At 38.9% G+C, this 18,565-nt stretch carries 13 protein-coding genes and 2 pseudogenes; all 15 read left to right on the forward strand.

The window, feature by feature from the left end; all coding sequences use genetic code 11:
• Positions 1-20: 20 nt before the first annotated feature.
• Positions 21-1,277, forward strand: a complete 1,257-nt coding sequence (rseP, locus tag JCM9140_RS00910) for an RIP metalloprotease RseP (RefSeq protein ID WP_034741034.1) — start codon at positions 21-23, stop codon at positions 1,275-1,277.
• A 32-nt stretch (positions 1,278-1,309) separates the two neighbouring features.
• Positions 1,310-3,006 (forward strand): annotated as a pseudogene (locus JCM9140_RS00915) (proline--tRNA ligase).
• 304 nt (positions 3,007-3,310) lie between these two features.
• Positions 3,311-7,476 (forward strand): annotated as a pseudogene (locus JCM9140_RS00920) (PolC-type DNA polymerase III); the annotation flags it as partial.
• 211 nt (positions 7,477-7,687) lie between these two features.
• The gene (gene rimP / locus JCM9140_RS00925) at positions 7,688-8,158 is read left to right on the forward strand and encodes a ribosome maturation factor RimP (RefSeq protein WP_034741035.1); all 471 of its coding nucleotides are present in this window, start codon (positions 7,688-7,690) and stop codon (positions 8,156-8,158) included.
• A 55-nt stretch (positions 8,159-8,213) separates the two neighbouring features.
• Entirely contained in the window at positions 8,214-9,329 is a 1,116-nt protein-coding gene (gene nusA / locus JCM9140_RS00930) for a transcription termination factor NusA (RefSeq protein WP_034741037.1), read from the forward strand.
• Between the two features lie 18 nt (positions 9,330-9,347).
• Complete coding sequence (gene rnpM / locus JCM9140_RS00935) at positions 9,348-9,620, forward strand: RNase P modulator RnpM (RefSeq protein ID WP_166485441.1); 273 nt, start codon at positions 9,348-9,350, stop codon at positions 9,618-9,620.
• Positions 9,617-9,919, forward strand: a complete 303-nt coding sequence (locus tag JCM9140_RS00940) for a YlxQ family RNA-binding protein (protein ID WP_034741043.1) — start codon at positions 9,617-9,619, stop codon at positions 9,917-9,919. Before rnpM ends, JCM9140_RS00940 begins: the two co-directional genes overlap by 4 nt.
• Positions 9,920-9,935: 16 nt before the next feature.
• Positions 9,936-12,041: a translation initiation factor IF-2 gene (gene infB / locus JCM9140_RS00945; RefSeq protein WP_034741046.1), complete on the forward strand. Its 2,106-nt coding sequence runs from the start codon at positions 9,936-9,938 to the stop codon at positions 12,039-12,041.
• Positions 12,038-12,319, forward strand: a complete 282-nt coding sequence (locus tag JCM9140_RS00950) for a DUF503 domain-containing protein (RefSeq protein ID WP_173585927.1) — start codon at positions 12,038-12,040, stop codon at positions 12,317-12,319. Before infB ends, JCM9140_RS00950 begins: the two co-directional genes overlap by 4 nt.
• Positions 12,320-12,342: 23 nt before the next feature.
• Positions 12,343-12,693, forward strand: a complete 351-nt coding sequence (gene rbfA, locus JCM9140_RS00955) for a 30S ribosome-binding factor RbfA (RefSeq protein ID WP_034741049.1) — start codon at positions 12,343-12,345, stop codon at positions 12,691-12,693.
• 85 nt (positions 12,694-12,778) lie between these two features.
• Positions 12,779-13,699: a tRNA pseudouridine(55) synthase TruB gene (truB, locus tag JCM9140_RS00960; RefSeq protein WP_034741052.1), complete on the forward strand. Its 921-nt coding sequence runs from the start codon at positions 12,779-12,781 to the stop codon at positions 13,697-13,699.
• Positions 13,700-13,729: 30 nt separating this feature from the next.
• A complete protein-coding gene (ribF, locus tag JCM9140_RS00965; protein ID WP_034741056.1) occupies positions 13,730-14,674 on the forward strand; it encodes a bifunctional riboflavin kinase/FAD synthetase in 945 nt (314 codons plus the stop codon).
• 251 nt (positions 14,675-14,925) lie between these two features.
• A complete protein-coding gene (rpsO, locus tag JCM9140_RS00970) occupies positions 14,926-15,195 on the forward strand; it encodes a 30S ribosomal protein S15 (RefSeq protein WP_034629550.1) in 270 nt (89 codons plus the stop codon).
• 160 nt (positions 15,196-15,355) lie between these two features.
• Positions 15,356-17,470: a polyribonucleotide nucleotidyltransferase gene (gene pnp / locus JCM9140_RS00975; protein ID WP_034741059.1), complete on the forward strand. Its 2,115-nt coding sequence runs from the start codon at positions 15,356-15,358 to the stop codon at positions 17,468-17,470.
• Positions 17,471-17,574: 104 nt separating this feature from the next.
• The gene (locus JCM9140_RS00980) at positions 17,575-18,564 is read left to right on the forward strand and encodes a polysaccharide deacetylase family protein (RefSeq protein ID WP_034741062.1); all 990 of its coding nucleotides are present in this window, start codon (positions 17,575-17,577) and stop codon (positions 18,562-18,564) included.
• Position 18,565 lies beyond the last annotated feature (1 nt).

Genomic DNA, 18,565 nt, shown 5'->3' on the forward strand with positions numbered 1-18,565 from the left:
GAAAGGTGGACAATTTAGCGATGAATACGTTATTATCAGTCATAATTATTTTCGGTCTTCTTGTTTTCATTCATGAATGGGGACATTTGTACTTTGCAAAGCGGGCAGGTATCTTATGCCGAGAATTTGCTATTGGATTTGGTCCAAAAATCTTTTCATTCAAACGAAACGAAACCGTTTATACGATTCGCCTCCTACCTTTAGGCGGTTTTGTTCGTATGGCCGGTGAAGATCCTGAAATGATCAATATTAAGCCAGGGTTTGAAATTGGACTTGTGTTTAATGCTTCACGAAAAGTAAGCAAGATTATTGTGAATAACAAATCAAAACACCCAGAAGCGCTTGTTGTTCAAGTTGAAAAAATCGACCTTGAGCATCGTTTGATTGTTGAAGCATATAACGATGATGGGGAACGAATTCAATATCAAGTTGATGAAAGAGCGGTTCTTGTTCAAGATGAACAGGAAACACAGATTGCTCCATGGAATCGTCAGTTTGGTTCAAAAACAGTCGGTCAACGTGCCATGGCTATTTTTGCTGGACCTTTAATGAATTTTTTATTGGCCATCGTGATTTTAATTGCTTTTGCCCTATTCCAAGGAATGCCTGTTGATGAGGCTCAAATTGGCGATGTAACACCGGATAGCGCTGCACTGGAAGCTGGCTTGCAAGAAGGTGACCAGGTGCTGTCTATAGACGGGCAACCTATAGATAGTTGGGAAGAAATGACATCGATTATTCAGCAGCACCCAAATGAATCCATTGTTTTTGAAATAGAACGAGCGGGTGAAGTTCTGACTATCCCTGTTACACCTGATGAGCGAGTCGGTCAATTTGGTGATCAAGAAGGTTTTGTAGGAATCGCTAGACCAACTGAATTTAATTTAATGGGCTCCATTGTTTTTGGTTTTACACAAACCTATTTATTTATGACCATGATCTTTGAAGTACTAGGCATGATTGTCACAGGTAACTTTTCGCTAGATTACGTTGCTGGACCTGTTGGGATTTATAATTATACTGGGGAAGCAGCGGCAATGGGGATTTTTGTTTTAATGCAATGGGCAGCAGCTCTTAGTGTTAATTTAGGAATCATTAACTTGCTTCCTATACCAGCAATGGATGGCGGACGACTCATTTTTATTGGTCTGGAAGCGGTAAGAGGAAAGCCAATTGATCCTCAGAAAGAAGGAATGGTCCATTTTATTGGATTTGCACTGTTAATGTTACTAATGATTGTCGTTACATGGAACGATATTAATAAGTTTTTCATGTAAGTGTTTAATGATAAGCGGGAAAGGACTTTACTATGAGACAAAGAAATTATTTTTCACCAACATTACGTGATGTACCTGCTGATGCAGAAATTAAAAGCCACCAACTGATGCTAAGAGCTGGTTTGATTCGGCAAACAGCATCTGGAATTTATTCATATTTACCATTAGGGAAAAAAGTACTTCGTAAAGTTGAAGAAATCATTCGAAGTGAAATGGATGCTGCTGGTGGACAGGAAGTCTTAATGCCAGCCATTCAGCCGCAGAACTTTGGGAAGAATCAGGTCGCCTTGGTGATTATGGTCCTGAGTTAATGAGGTTAAAAGATCGTCATGAACGTGATTTTGTCTTAGGTGCTACACATGAGGAAGTTATTACGACATTGGTTCGTGATGACGTGAAGTCTTATAAGAAGCTTCCTATGAACCTATATCAAATTCAAACGAAGTACCGGGATGAAAGAAGACCACGTTTTGGTGTATTGCGCTCACGTGAGTTTATTATGAAAGACGCTTATTCGTTTGATACATCTCAAGAAGGACTTGATAAAAGTTATCAAGACATGTATAACGCTTATACAAATATCTTTTCACGCTGTGAACTTGACTTTAGAGCTGTTGAAGCTGATTCCGGTGCCATTGGCGGAACGGACACCCATGAATTTATGGTTCTAAGTGATATCGGGGAAGATACGATTGCCTATTCGGATCAATCGAATTTTGCTGCTAACATTGAAATAGCTCCTGTACGTGTCAATTATGAGCATTCTCAAGAAGCATTGTTAGAGTTAGAAAAGGTTGACACCCCTAATACAAGGACAATAGATGAGCTTACTACTTTCTTGTCAGTTGAAGCGAAACAGACAATTAAATCATTATTGTTCATCGTTAACGAGGAGCCTGTTCTTGTCCTTGTTCGAGGAGATCACGAAGTAAACGAAATTAAAGTTGGAAATGTACTAGGAAAGACAGCTGTAGAACTTGCTACTCCAGAACAGGCTGCTTCCATCTTAGGATGTGAAACAGGTTATATTGGCCCTGTTGACATTCCAGATTCGGTAACCGTTATTGCTGATCAAGCAGTTGAATTCATGAGAAATACTGTCTGTGGGGCTAACGAAAAAGATAAGCATTTTATCAATGTGAATCCTGGTCGTGATTTTGCTGTTTCACGTTATGAGGACCTTCGTTTTATCCAAGAAGGTGATCCGTCACCAGATGGAAATGGAACGATTCAATTTGCCATGGGTATTGAAGTAGGGCATGTTTTTAAACTCGGTACGAAATACAGTGAAGCTTTAGGGGCTATGTATCTCGACGAAAATGGAAAAAATCAAACGATGATCATGGGTTGTTACGGAATAGGTGTATCGAGAACAGTTGCAGCTATTGTCGAGCAACATCAAGATGAAAATGGAATCGTTTGGCCTGCCTCAGTTGCTCCATTTGACTTGCATCTTGTCACCATAAATGTGAAAGATGAGGCTCAAAAGAATCTTGGGGAAGAACTCTATGAGCAACTAAAGAAAGAGCGCTTTGACGTCCTATTTGACGATCGCCCTGAACGTGCTGGGGTGAAATTTAAAGATTCAGACTTACTTGGCTTACCAGTTCGTATAGCGGTCGGCAAGAAGGCTGCAGAAGGAATTGTTGAAGTGAAAATGAGAAAAACAGGTGAAATGATGGAAGTTCACGTTTCTGAATTGGTAAAGACATTATCAACTCTTTTATAAAAGATAGTACGATCAATTGAAGTTCATATGTTAAAATAGGGTTGTCTCAATTTTGATATTCTGACTCACAATCGCGTCAACTGTGATAAGTCAGAAACATTTGAGACAGCCCTTCTCTTTTCCTGCAAACATAAATAATAACTTTAAATAGATTTTAATGGGGAGGTAAAGTTATGTCAGATGAGCAAGTGCGAAAAGAACGATTGCAGCTACTTCTCCAGCAGTTACAAATGCCAGACCAAATAGTGAAATCGCATTTTGAAGATGCATGATCCGAAAACTTGTTATATCCAAAGAAAAGAAAGCATGGCATTTCCATATTGATTTGCCTGTTATTGTACCGGCGAGTGTTTATGAATTATTTAGTGAACGATTACGTATCACATTTGAACATATTGCAGCAGTATCATTTACGTTTCATTACAACCAGAAACATCTCGAACAAGATGGCTGGCTTGATTATTGGCCATTAATTTTATCAAAGCTAACTCAAATTTCAGAAGGGATTCGAGAATTATTAAAAAAACAAACTCCTTCGTTTGATGGAAAAAGACTTGTTATTCAGGTTAGAAATGAGACGGAAGCTGTCGCATTAAAAAGAAAATTATCAGAACCATTTCAAGATACGCTTGCACTTCTTAGCTTACCGTCAGTTCAAATAGATACGCATATTCATGAATCAAAGCAAGAGTTTGAAAAGTTCATAGAAAAACGTGAACAAGAAGACCATTCTAAAGTAGTGGAAGCCATTTTAGAGAAAAAGAAAAATGAGCAACAAGCAGAAAAGGACCTTAGTGGCAAACCGCTTGTTATTGGTTATCCGATTAAAGATGAACCAATGCCGTTAGAGGCAATTGTTGATGAAGAGCGTCGTGTAACGGTCCAAGGCTATGTGTTTGATGCTGAGACTCGTGAGTTAAGAAGTGGTCGTACACTATTAACGTTCAAAATTACCGACTACACAGATTCCATCCTCATTAAAATGTTTTCAAGAGACAAGGAGGATGTTCCTCTTCTTCAGGCAATTAAAAAAGGAATGTGGGTTAAAGTTCGTGGCGGAATCCAAAATGATACATTTGTTCGCGACTTAGTCATGATTGGGAATGATGTGAACCAATTGAATCCTGTTGAGCGAAAAGACGAAGCGAACGAGGACGAGAAACGGGTTGAGCTTCACCTTCACACGACCATGAGTCAAATGGATGGAATCATCTCGGCTGGGAAATATGTTGAACAGGCTGCAAAATGGGGCCATCCAGCTATAGCCATTACTGACCATGGCGTTGTTCAGTCTTTCCCAGAAGCGTATTCAGCAGGGAAGAAACATGGAATTAAAGTGTTGTATGGAATTGAAGCCAATTTAGTCGACGATGGGGTACCTATTGCATATAATGAGGCTCACCGACTACTAATGGAAGACGAATACATTGTGTTTGATGTGGAGACAACTGGTTTATCAGCTGTTTACAATACGATTATTGAGCTTGCTGCCGTCAAAATTAAGGGTGGCGAGATTATTGATCGATTTGAGTCTTTTGCTGATCCACATGAGCCGTTAACGAATACTATCATTGAGCTAACAGGGATTACAGATGATATGGTAAAAGGTCAGCCAGAGGTGGCTGATGTCTTGCGTAACTTCAAAGATTTCATTGGGGATTCGATACTAGTCGCTCATAATGCTAGTTTTGATATGGGCTTTTTAAACGTTGGTTTTCAAAAAATAGGACTAGGTGAAGCTACTAATCCGGTTATTGATACTTTAGAATTGGGGCGTTTCCTTTATCCAGAGTTGAAAAACCATCGTCTTAATACACTTTGTAAAAAGTTTGATATTGAACTTGTTAGCCATCACCGCGCCATTTATGATGCAGAAGCAACAGGATACTTGTTATGGAAAATGGTCAAAGATGCCAATGAGAGAGACATTACGTATCATGACCAATTAAATGAGCATATGGGGCAAGGAAACTTTCATCGCCAGCGCCCTGCACATTGTACAATCCTTGCTCAAAGCCAAGAGGGATTAAAAAACCTTTATCAATTAGTTTCGATGTCTCATCTGGAATACTTTTTTAGGACACCTAGAATCCCTAGATCACAGCTGCAAAAACATCGTGAAGGTTTGTTAATAGGCTCTGCCTGCGATAAGGGAGAAGTATTCGAAGGAATGATGCAAAAATCAATCGATGAGGTTGAAGAGATCGCTAAATTCTATGATTATTTTGAGATCCAGCCACTAGCAACCTATCAACATCTCATTGAAAAAGAACTTGTGAAAAATGAAGAAGCTTTGCAAGAAATTGTTTCAAACATTGTTCATTTAGGTGAAAAATTAGATAAGCCTGTTGTAGCAACGGGAAATGCTCATTATTTGCACAAAGAGGACTATATTTATCGGAAGATCTTAATTGCGTCTCAAGGTGGAGCTAATCCTCTAAACAAACAAACGTTACCAGAGGTTCATTTTAGAACAACCGATGAAATGCTTGCAGCTTTTTCGTTTTTAGGAAAAGAAAAGGCAAAAGAAGTTGTCGTAAGTAATACACAGAAAGTAGCGGATTCGATTGCCGAAATTCAACCGATTCCAGATGACCTCTACACGCCGAAGATTGAAGGTGCTGATGATGAAATCAGAGAAATGAGTTATAACATGGCAAGAAGTATTTACGGTGAGACCTTGCCAGAAATTGTAGAGGCACGTATTGAAAAAGAGTTGAAAAGCATTATCGGACATGGATTTGCTGTTATTTATTTAATTTCACACAAACTTGTTAAGAAGTCTCTTATTGACGGATATTTAGTTGGTTCCAGGGGGTCTGTTGGATCATCACTAGTTGCCACATTAACAGAAATCACAGAAGTAAATCCATTGCCTCCGCATTATGTTTGTCCAAGTTGCCATCACTCGCATTTCTTCGATGATGGATCAGTCGGCTCAGGATACGATTTACCAGATAAAGACTGCCCAGAATGTGGAACTGCCTATGTGAAAGATGGACAAGACATCCCGTTTGAGACGTTTCTAGGTTTTAAAGGTGATAAAGTACCCGATATTGATTTGAACTTCTCTGGAGAATATCAACCACGAGCTCACCATTATACAAAAGAGCTTTTTGGAGAGGATTATGTTTACCGTGCTGGAACAATCGGAACCGTTGCGGAAAAAACGGCTTATGGCTATGTAAAAGGTTATCAAGGTGATCATGATCTTCATATGAGAGGGGCAGAAATTGATCGGCTCGTCTCTGGATGTACAGGGGTTAAACGGACAACAGGGCAACACCCTGGGGGAATTATCGTTGTTCCAGATTATATGGATATTCATGATTTTTGCCCAATTCAATTTCCAGCGGATGATAAAAATTCAGAATGGAGAACAACTCATTTTGATTTCCATTCGATTCACGATAACTTACTGAAACTCGATATATTAGGACACGATGATCCGACCGTTATTCGCATGCTTCAAGATTTAAGTGGAATTGATCCAAAAACAATTCCGACAGATGATCCTGAAGTAATGAAAATCTTTAGTGGGCCTGAAGTGTTAGGCGTAACAGAAGAACAAATTATGTGTAAAACGGGGACATTAGGAATCCCGGAGTTCGGAACACGATTTGTACGTCAAATGCTTGAAGAAACGAAACCAAGTACCTTTTCTGAACTTGTCCAAATTTCAGGTCTTTCACACGGAACGGACGTTTGGTTAAATAATGCCAATGAACTTATTTACAATGGAACATGCGAATTAAAAGATGTAATTGGATGTCGAGATGACATTATGGTTTATTTAATTTACAAAGGATTAGAACCGTCTTTAGCGTTTAAAATTATGGAATTTGTGCGTAAAGGAAAAGGTTTGCAACCAGAGTGGATTGATGAAATGAAAAAGCATGATGTTCCAGATTGGTACATTGGTTCATGCTTGAAAATTAAGTATATGTTCCCGAAAGCCCACGCTGCCGCATATGTTTTAATGGCCGTCCGTATTGCCTATTTTAAAGTCCATCATCCAATCCTGTACTATGCTTCTTATTTTACGGTACGAGCAGATGATTTTGATTTGGATACGATGATTAAAGGTTCGGCGGCAATAAAAGCAAAGGTACAAGAGATTACGATGAAAGGCCTTGATGCCTCACCAAAAGAAAAGTCTGTACTAACCGTTCTTGAAATTGCTTTAGAAATGTCTGAACGTGGGATCTCGTTGCAAAAAGTTGATTTATACCGTTCAAGTGCGACTGAGTTTATCGTCGAAGGTAACTCTTTATTGCCACCTTTTAATGCGATGACAGGCGTAGGGACAAATGCAGCTTGAATATTGTTAAGGCTAGAGAGAATGGCGAATTCTTATCAAAGGAAGATCTTCAACAACGAAGCAAATTAACGAAGACAGTTTTAGAACATTTAGACGAGCATGGATGTCTAGAAGGAATGCCTGATTCAAACCAGTTATCTTTGTTTTAGGCTCATGTCGTCCTGTTGCAATGCGTTGTAGAGTATGGTATTGTGATATATGGTAATACTTAGAATACGTTACGCAAAAGAGTGGGGAAACCCACTCTTTCGTTGTTCGATCTACTTTTTCAACTTTTCATTTAGCGTAACTGAAGATCGTACATGTGACATTATATCGGTTCGCTATTATATGAAATGGTAGAACAGCGAGGAGGTACAAATGAGTAAGAAAGCTACTGAGATAACAACTGAAATCGTCACGCCTATTTTAGATGAACTCCAACTTGAGTTAGTTGAAGTGGAATTTAAAAAAGAAGGGCCAAATTGGTTTTTACGAGTGTTTATTGACTCCGATAAGGGAGTGGACCTTGATGACTGCGGGACAGTAAGTGAAAAGCTTAGTGAGAAGCTTGATGAACTAGACCCAATCCCACAAGCTTATTTTCTAGAAGTTTCGTCCCCAGGAGCAGAACGGCCACTTAAAAAGGAAAAAGATATTCATAAAGCAGTAGGGAAAAACGTCCATATTTCAACTTATGAGCCAATTGAAGGGGAAAAAGTATTCGAAGGAAAGCTTGTGAACTTTGATGGAGAAAACTTACAAGTTGAGGTAAAAATAAAAACACGTAAAAAGAACTTTACGATCCCATATGACAAAGTAGCAAATGCAAGGCTTGCGATTATTTTTTAATTAGATAACGACCATTTGCATTAGCTTTGATAAATGAAAGGGGGAAATACAATCCATGAATAGTGATTTTATGGATGCATTAGCAACGTTAGAAAGAGAAAAAGGCATTAAAAAAGAAGTAATTATTGAGGCGATTGAAGCTGCCCTCATTTCAGGATATAAACGAAATTTCAATCAAGTACAAAACGTTCGTGTTGATGTGAACCGCGATAATGGTCGAATTCGTGTATTTGCAAGAAAGACAGTTGTGGAAGAAGTGTTTGATGCAAGGCTTGAAATTTCATTAGATGAGGCGCAAAAATTAAATCCTAGCTATGAAGTCGACGATGTTGTAGAAATTGAAGTGACACCAAAAGATTTTGGTCGTATTGCTGCTCAAACTGCAAAACAGGTTGTTACGCAACGTGTACGTGAAGCGGAGCGAGGCATTATTTACTCTGATTTCATTGACCGCGAAGAAGATATTATGACGGGGATTGTTCAACGCCAAGACCACCGATTTATTTACGTAGACCTCGGAAAGGTAGAAGCCCTTTTACCATTAAGCGAACAGATGCCAAATGAATCATACAAGCATAATGATCGTATTAAAGCCTACATTACAAAAGTAGAAAAAACAACCAAAGGTCCACAAATTTTAATTTCTCGAACTCATCCAGGTCTTTTAAAAAGACTGTTTGAACTAGAAGTCCCTGAAATTTATGACGGTACAGTGGAAATCAAATCAGTATCTCGTGAAGCGGGCGATCGTTCTAAAATTGCTGTTCATGTAGATAACCCAGAAGTTGACCCTGTGGGTGCGTGCGTTGGTCCAAGAGGTCAAAGGGTACAAACGATTGTCAATGAACTAAAAGGTGAAAAAATTGATATCGTTCGTTGGTCTGAAGATCCTGTCGAATATGTTGCAAATGCGCTTAGTCCATCTAAGGTATTAAAAGTGAATGTTAATGAGGAAGAAAAAATGACTCAAGTCATTGTTCCAGATTACCAACTTTCTCTGGCTATTGGCAAACGTGGACAAAATGCAAGATTGGCTGCGAAGCTAACTGGTTGGAAAATTGATATCAAAAGTGAATCAGATGCACGAGAATTAGGGTTATTAGATGAAGAAGAAGAGCTTGTGCCTTTTGGGAATGAAGAAGTAACGTTCGTTCCAGATGAACAAGAATAAAGCAAGGAGATGGAGCCAGTGAACCAACGTAAAGTTCCTCTTCGAAAATGTGTAGTCTCTAATGAGATGAAGCCCAAAAAAGAACTAATACGAATTGTCCGTTCTCCTGAGGGAGAGGTTTCGATTGACCTTACAGGAAAAAAGAATGGACGAGGGGCTTATATAAGTAATGATGACGAAAGCTTCGAGTTAGCGAAAAAGAAGGATGTACTATCAAGACACTTACAAGTGAAGGTAGATCCAGATCTTTATGATGCTCTTCACGAAGCAAGTAAGAGAAGTCGTAAATGATGGCAAAGTGGATATCGTTACTCGGGTTAGCAGCACGAGCCAGAAAACTTGTTACTGGGGAAGAGCTCGTTCTTAAGGAAGTTAGAAGAAAATCAGTTAAATTGGTGATATTGTCTTCTGATGCTGCAGAACAAACAAAGAAAAAGGTATTGGACAAATGCGGCCATTACAATATTCCGGTACGAATTACGTCTGATCGAGCAACGCTTGGGCAAGCGATCGGAAAAGCGGAGAGAGTCGTCATTGGAGTAATGGATGATGGATTTGCAAAGAAAATGACCGCATTACTCGACCAATGATTGTGGAGGTAAGTACATGAAAAAAATGCGAATATATGAATATGCAAAAGAAAAGGACGTTGCAAGTAAAGTCATCATTGATCAGTTAAAAGAGTCAGGGTTTGCCGTTACGAATCATATGTCTGTTTTAGACGATAAAATGATGGAAGTACTTCAAGGTAAAAAAGCGGAAGCAAAAGCTCCAGCAGCTCCTGCACAAAAAAGCAATGATAAAAGTGGCAACCGTCAGGGACAGTCTAAAAACGTGGGAAATCGTAACAACCAATCGAAACCTTCCAATAATAAAAATCAACAAAACCGTGGCAACAAACAAAATAAACGTGGTGGTGGACAACAACAACGTCAAGAGCCACCAAAGCCAAAACCATTACCAGATAAAATTACATTTAGCGGTTCACTTACTGTAGGCGAGATGGCAAAAGAGCTACATAAAGAACCATCTGAAATCATTAAAAAGTTAATGGCCCTTGGTGTAATGGCTACGATAAATCAGGAGTTAGACAAAGATACGATTGAGCTCATTGCAGGTGATTATGGGGTTGAAGTTGAGGAAGAAATTGTCATTGATGAAATGGACTTCGAAAGTTATGTTGATGCCGATTCAGAGGAAGACTTACAAGAGAGACCACCAGTTGTAACAATTATGGGGCACGTTGACCATGGGAAGACAACATTGCTTGACTCTATTCGTCATACAAAAGTGACAGAGGGAGAAGCAGGCGGTATCACACAACATATTGGTGCTTATCAAATTGAATCAGGTGGGAAGAAAATTACATTCCTGGATACACCTGGTCACGCTGCTTTTACAACGATGCGTGCTCGTGGAGCGCAAGTAACTGATATTACCATTTTGGTGGTCGCTGCAGATGACGGTGTAATGCCTCAAACAAAAGAAGCAATTAGCCATGCAAAAGCAGCAGGTGTACCTATTATTGTAGCGGTAAATAAAATTGATAAAGAAGCTGCTAATCCTGACCGTGTTATGCAGGAATTAACAGAATTTGAATTAGTCCCTGAAGCATGGGGAGGAGATACGATTTTCGTAAATGTTTCTGCTCTTGCTCAAACGGGAATTGATGAACTGCTTGAAATGATTCTTTTAGTTGCAGAAGTAGAAGAATTAAAAGCAAATCCGGATAAGTTAGCAAAAGGTACAGTCATTGAAGCAGAGCTTGATAAAGGACGCGGAGCAGTAGCAACGCTACTTGTTCAAAGTGGAACATTAAAAGTTGGAGATCCAATTGTTGTAGGTTCTGCATTTGGTCGTGTTCGTGCAATGGTAAATGATCTAGGTCGCCGTGTGAAAGAGGTTGGTCCATCGACTCCGGTCGAGATCACGGGTCTTAACGAAGTCCCTCTTGCGGGTGATCAATTCCAAGCTTTTGCTGATGAGAAAAAAGCGCGTCAAATTGGAGAAGCTCGCATGTCACGTCAACGTGAAGAGAATCTTGCAGAGAACTCTAAAGTAAGCTTAGATGATCTCTTTAACCAAATTCAGCAAGGGGAAGTAAAAGATATTAACATTATTATTAAAGCTGACGTTCAAGGTTCTACTGAAGCGATGCGCGGTTCTTTAGAGAAAATTGACGTTGAAGGGGTAAAGGTAAACATCATCCATACGGGTGTTGGTGCTATTACTGAATATGATGTTATGCTTGCATCAGCTTCAAATGCGATCGTTATCGGATTTAACGTTCGTCCAGATGTGAATGCTAAACGTACTGCTGAAGCGGAGAAAGTAGATATTCGTCTTCACCGCGTTATTTATAATGCGATTGATGAGATTGAAGCAGCAATGAAAGGAATGCTTGACCCTGAATTTGAAGAAAAAGTGATCGGTCAAGTGGAAGTTCGTACAACGTTTAAAGTTTCTAAAGTAGGAACGATTGCCGGTGCTTATGTTACAGACGGAAAAGTAACAAGAGATTCGACTGTTCGTCTTATTCGTGACGGAATTGTGGTATATGAGGGTTCAATCAATGCTTTAAAACGTTTTAAAGACGATGCAAAAGAAGTTGCTGCTGGTTACGAGTGTGGTATCACGCTTGAAAACTATAACGACATTAAAGAAGGCGACATTATTGAAGCATATGTCATGGAAGAAATTGAGCGTAAATGATCATCGGGTTTGTTCGCCTAGAACTTCTCATTTATGATGCTCAATCACTGAAAGAAAAACGCTCTGTTTTAAAAAGTATTCAAACACGATTAAAGCAGCGATTTAACCTTTCTGTTGCTGAAACAGATCATCATGATGTTTGGCAGCGGGCTGAACTAACGATGGTAACTGTCTCGAATGATCGTGCTGTATGTGAGCGCGAGTTGCAAAAAGCACTTAGTCTCATTGACGGCGATCCAAACGCAGAACGGACAGTTACCGATTATGAATGGCTCTAATGTAAAGGACAGAGGTGAAAGTTATGAGTAATGTTCGTGCACACCGTGTCGGTGAACAAATGAAAAAAGAACTAAGTGATATTATTATGCGTGAACTAAAAGATCCTCGTGTAAGCTTTGTAACGGTCACTGGTGTTGATGTGACAGGAGATCTACAGCAAGCAAAGGTATTTATTACAGTTCTTGGAAGTGACGAACAAAAAGAAGCGACGCTCCAAGCTTTATCAAAAGCAAAAGGGTTTATCCGTTCGGAAATTGGCAAGCGAATTCGCTTACGTAAAACACCAGATATTTTCTTTGAATTCGATGAATCCATTGAATACGGAAATCGAATTGAAACACTTCTTCAAGACCTTAATAAAAATCAACGATAATATAACGGTAGAAGGGCAATAGCTCTTCTACCTTTTTGATATGTGGTTAAACTAAAAACAAAAAACATCGATTATGGAGGATATGATGAACCCGAACGGAATTTTAATTTTACATAAGCCAAGAGGAATGACATCACATGATTGTGTGATGAAAGTTCGTCGCTTGTTTCAAACAAAAAAAGTTGGCCATACCGGCACACTAGATCCTGATGTTAATGGAGTATTGCCCATTTGCATTGGCAAGGCAACAAAAGTAGTTGAGTACATGTCAGGGTCCTCAAAAGAATATAAAGGCGAAGTAACCATCGGCTATTCGACTACTACAGAAGATAAAAGTGGAGAGGTTGTCGAGTCAAAGCCAGTTGCAACAAAATGGACAAACAATGAAATCACTGATCTACTTAATTCGTTTCAAGGAGAAATTACTCAAGTACCTCCCATGTATTCTGCTGTAAAAATAAAAGGAAAAAAATTGTATGAATATGCAAGAGAAGGGAAACAGGTTGATCGCCCCCAAAGAAATGTAACGATTCATTCGTTAGAACTTTTGTCTGATGTAATATATCAAAACGATACGGCCTCATTTCGTTTTCAAGTTCATTGTAGTAAAGGGACTTATGTAAGAACTCTAGCTGTCGATATAGGAAAAAAACTAGGATTTCCTGCACATATGTCTGATTTAGTTCGTACTGCTTCAGGACCGTATAAGCTTGAAGAGAGTTATACATTTGAACAACTAGAAGATTATGAGAAAAATGGGACTCTTGATTCACTGTTAATTCCATTTGATACGGCATTATTTGAATTACCGAAAACGACCGTTGATCAGGAAACGGAACAGCAAATAAAAAATGGTTCGGTGTTAGAGATAAAGAAAGGATTAGATCAATTACGGTTTACCGTTTATAATGAAAAAGGGGAGTGTTTAGCTGTGTATAAGCGCCATCCTACAAAAGAAGGACTCGTTAAACCAGAGAAAATGTTCTGGACCGGCGAGTCAACGTAAACATATTGGCAGTGAAAAGGGGATTCTCCAATGGATACCATATACTTGAAACATCCTATTGATGGAACAACGTTAAAGCATGAAAAAACAGTAATGGCTTTAGGCTATTTTGACGGTGTACATATTGGGCATCAAAAAGTCATTAAGAACGCGATAGAAATAGCAAATAAATTAAACACGTCAACTTCCGTAATGACGTTTCACCCTCATCCTAAAGAAGTATTAAGAAATACGGAAATGAATTATATCACTCCGTTGTCTGAGAAAATAAAAAAGATTGAAAAATTAGGGGTTGATACTCTTTTTGTTGTGGAGTTTAGTTTGGAATTTGCTAGTTTAACACCACAGCAATTTGTTGATGATTACCTAATTGGTCTACATGTTGTACATGTCGTTGCAGGTTTTGATTTCACGTATGGAGCTTTAGGAAAAGGTACGATGGAAACTTTACCCTTTCATGCACGCAATCGCCTTCATTCAACAACCGTAGAGAAGTTTGAAATGAATAATGAAAAAGTTAGCTCTACAAAAATTAGAGAACTTCTTCAACAAGGAGCCGTTTGGGACGTGGTCTCTCTCCTTGGTTCAGAGTACACGCTTATGGGAACTGTTGTCGATGGTGAGAAAAGAGGGAGGACAATTGGTTTCCCAACAGCTAATATAAAACCAAATGATCGTTACATCATTCCTAAAACAGGTGTTTATGCTGTCAAATTGACCGTAAATGAAACACAATACGATGGCGTATGTAATGTCGGGTACAAACCTACTTTCCATCAAGAAAATGAGGCAGACCCTACAATTGAAGTACACTTATTTGCTTTTGATCAAGATATTTACGGCAAGGAAGTAGAATTGCAGTGGATTTCTCGAATTCGATCCGAGAAAAAGTTTAATGGAGTTGAACAATTAATAGAGCAAATTCAACGAGATAAAGAGACAGCGATTTCCTTGTTACAAACAAAGGTCTATTAACCCACTACCTTCTTCAAAAATAGGTAATGAATGAATACTCTTACTTCTTGCTATGAAACGATTGTGAACGAAGTTGAGAGATAAAAACAACAAAGTATTTGAAAACAATCATTAATAATCAGGAATACTTGCAATTCTATCATAAAAAAGGTATAGTATTGTTTGTACTATATGTACAAATCCGTTTCTTGGCAGATCGAGTCACCGACGTTTGCTAGGGAATAGGAGATAAAAAAAGGGAGGTGAATAGGATGGCTTTAACACAAGAGCGTAAAAATGAATTAATTTCTGAATTCAAAACGCATGACACGGACACTGGTTCTCCAGAGGTTCAAGTTGCTATCCTTACAGAGCAAATCAACACATTAAATGAGCATTTACGTACTCATAAGAAGGATCACCATTCACGTCGTGGTCTTCTTAAAATGGTAGGTCAACGTCGTAATTTGTTAACATACCTACGTAATAAGGATGTTACACGTTACCGTAACCTAGTTGATAAGCTTGGTTTACGCCGATAATTGTGATGAAAGCGGGAATCTATCCCGCTTTTTTCTTGATTAATTTACATTGGTAATTAAACTAATATTAACCAATTTTATAAAATCTTTTAGTTTCTTAAGGAATTGGTAATAATAAATGAAGCTGGATTAATAATGGTGTACGAGAGGAGTACGCGAAATGGATCAAACGAAACAAGTATTTTCAATGGAGTGGGCTGGTAGAGAGCTGACTGTTGAGACAGGTCAATTAGCTAAACAAGCTAATGGTGCTGTTCTCGTTCGATATGGTGATACGGCAGTTCTATCAACAGCTACTGCTTCAAAAGAACCAAAGGATTTAAATTTCTTTCCTCTAACTGTGAACTATGAGGAGCGTCTATATGCTGCAGGGAAAATTCCTGGGGGCTTTATTAAAAGAGAAGGTCGTCCTAGTGAGAGAGCTATATTAACTAGCCGTTTAATTGACCGTCCAATTAGACCACTTTTTCCTGATGGATTTAGAAATGAAGTGCAAGTCATTAGTATTGTAATGAGTTCAGATCAAAACGCATCTTCTGAAATGGCTGCGATGATTGGATCATCACTTGCCCTTTGTGTTTCTGATATTCCATTTGATGGTCCGATTGCTGGTGTAACGGTTGGACGTTTAGATGACAAATTCGTCATCAACCCGACTTCAGAACAACTTGAGCAAAGTGACATCGACCTTGTTGTTGCTGGAACGAAAGATGCGATCAACATGGTTGAAGCTGGAGCATCAGAAGTGACAGAAGAAGCGATGCTAGAAGCCATTATGTTTGGACATGAAGAGATTAAGAAATTAATTGCCTTCCAAGAAAAAATTGCAGAAGCAGTTGGAAAAGAAAAGTCAGAAGTGAAACTAAAGCAAGTTGATGCTGATTTAGAACAAGAAGTTCGCCAACTAGCAGAAGCTGAATTAAAAGAAGCTGTTCAAGTACAAGAAAAGCATGCGAGAGCGGAAGCCATTGATGTAGTAAAGGATAAAACGGTTAGCTCTTTTGAAGAGCGCGAAGATGTTGACTTAGGCGATGTCAAAGAAGTTTTACATAAGATTGTAAAAGAAGAAGTTCGCCGTTTAATTACTGTTGACAAAGTTCGTCCAGATGGACGGAAAGTGGATGAAATTCGTCCGCTTGCTTCTCAAGTTGGCCTTCTGCCACGAACACATGGCTCAGGTTTGTTCACTCGTGGACAAACACAAGCATTGAGTATTTGTACACTTGGTGCATTAGGAGATGTTCAAATTCTGGATGGTCTTGGCATTGAAGAATCAAAACGCTTTATGCATCATTACAATTTCCCACAATTTAGTGTTGGTGAAACGGGCCCAATCCGTGGACCAGGACGTCGTGAAATAGGACATGGAGCGTTAGGGGAACGTGCACTTGAACCAGTTATTCCAAATGAGAACGAGTTTCCATATACCGTTAGACTTGTATCTGAAGTACTAGAGTCAAATGGTTCAACGTCTCAAGCAAGTATTTGTGCGAGTACGTTGGCTATGATGGATGCAGGAGTACCAATTAAAGCACCTGTAGCTGGTATCGCAATGGGACTTGTTAAACAAGATGAGCATGTTTCTGTTTTAACGGATATTCAAGGAATGGAAGATGCACTAGGAGATATGGACTTTAAAGTTGCTGGTACTCGTGATGGGATTACGGCATTGCAAATGGATATTAAAATTTCAGGTATTAATCGTGAAATTTTAGTTGAAGCTCTTGCTCAGGCTAAAAGAGGCCGTATGGTTATTCTTGATAACATGCTTTCTGCAATTGGTGAATATCGTACAGAACTATCAACGTATGCCCCTAAAATCATGACGATGAAAATCAATCCAGATAAGATTCGTGATGTTATCGGGCCAAGTGGAAAAATGATTAATAAAATCATTGAAGAAACTGGCGTGAAAATTGACATAGAGCAAGATGGAACGGTATACATTTCGTCTGTAGAGGCACAAATGAATGAAAAAGCTCGTTCGATTATTGAAGATATCGTTCGTGAAGTAGAAGTGGGTCAAACATACTTAGGAAAAGTAAAGCGAGTCGAAAAATTCGGAGCATTTGTTGAACTTTTCAAAGGTAAAGATGGCTTGGTTCATATTTCTCAATTAGCGGAAGAGCGAGTTGAAAAAGTTGAGGATGTTGTTAAACTTGGCGATGAAATTCTTGTCCGTGTAACAGAGATTGATAATCAAGGAAGAGTAAACCTTTCAAGAAAAGTCATCCTGAAAGAAGAGAAAGAACGCAAACAACAAGCTCAAAAGTAATGATATAAAGAAAAAGGAGACTGGGGGATCTGACCTTGTCTCCTTTTGCGTTCTAACCTGTCCTACTCTCGCATACAATCGCACTAGAGGAGGGGGGACTGGTGATGAAGAAAAAGATAATTCATGTTGGCGTATTTTGTATCATTGTCATCCTATCGGTTGGAGCTGTACAAAATCCATTTTCGTTGAACTATATAACTGAATTAAAACAAGAAAGTCAAATGGTCTTAAAAGAACAAGATGCGCTATATGATGAAATTGTTGCTCGGTCTGAATCGTATTCGGAACCGGCTATTGATGCAAGAGTTGATAAGGTTTGGAAAGCTGTCCCAGGATATAATGGGCTAGAAGTTGACGTGGAAGCTTCATATGATAAGATGAAGAAGCTTGATATGTTTGATGAAGATCGGTTAGTCTTTAAAGAAACGAGTCCAAATGTACATTTAGATGACCTTCCACCATCGCCTATTTATAAAGGCAATGAAAATAAGCCTGTTGTTACGTTCTTAGTTAATGTGGCGTGGGGGAATGAATATTTACCAGATATGCTTAAAACATTAAAAGAACATGACCTACATACAACGTTTTTTTTAGACGGTTCATGGGTAAAAAACAATCCGAGTCTAGCTAAAATGCTTGTGGAAGAAGGACATGAGATCGGAAATCATGCGTATTCGCATCCTGATATGAACAAACTAACAATTGGAAGAATTGATGAAGAAATACAAAAAACAAATTCAGTCATAGAAGCTACAATTGAAGTTACACCTAACTGGTTTGCCCCTCCGAGTGGTAGCTATAATCAAACGGTGGTAGAACAAGCTCATAAACAAGGAATGAAAACAGTCTTATGGTCTGTCGACACGGTTGATTGGCGTAAGCCTAACCCGACTGAAATGGTGAATCGAGTGTTATCGAAAGTCCATAATGGGGCAATGATATTAATGCACCCTACTGAGCCTACAGCCGAAGGTCTAGAAGACTTAATTATTGGGATACAAGAAAAAGGATTTAAGATTGGAACGGTTTCAGATGTTTTATCGGAAGATCGAGTTACGTTAGGTGTAACCCTTGATGAAAATAAGGGGGATTAAG

This window comes from Halalkalibacter wakoensis JCM 9140 (genome assembly GCF_000513095.1).
GTDB classification, from domain to species: domain Bacteria; phylum Bacillota; class Bacilli; order Bacillales; family Bacillaceae_D; genus Halalkalibacter; species Halalkalibacter wakoensis.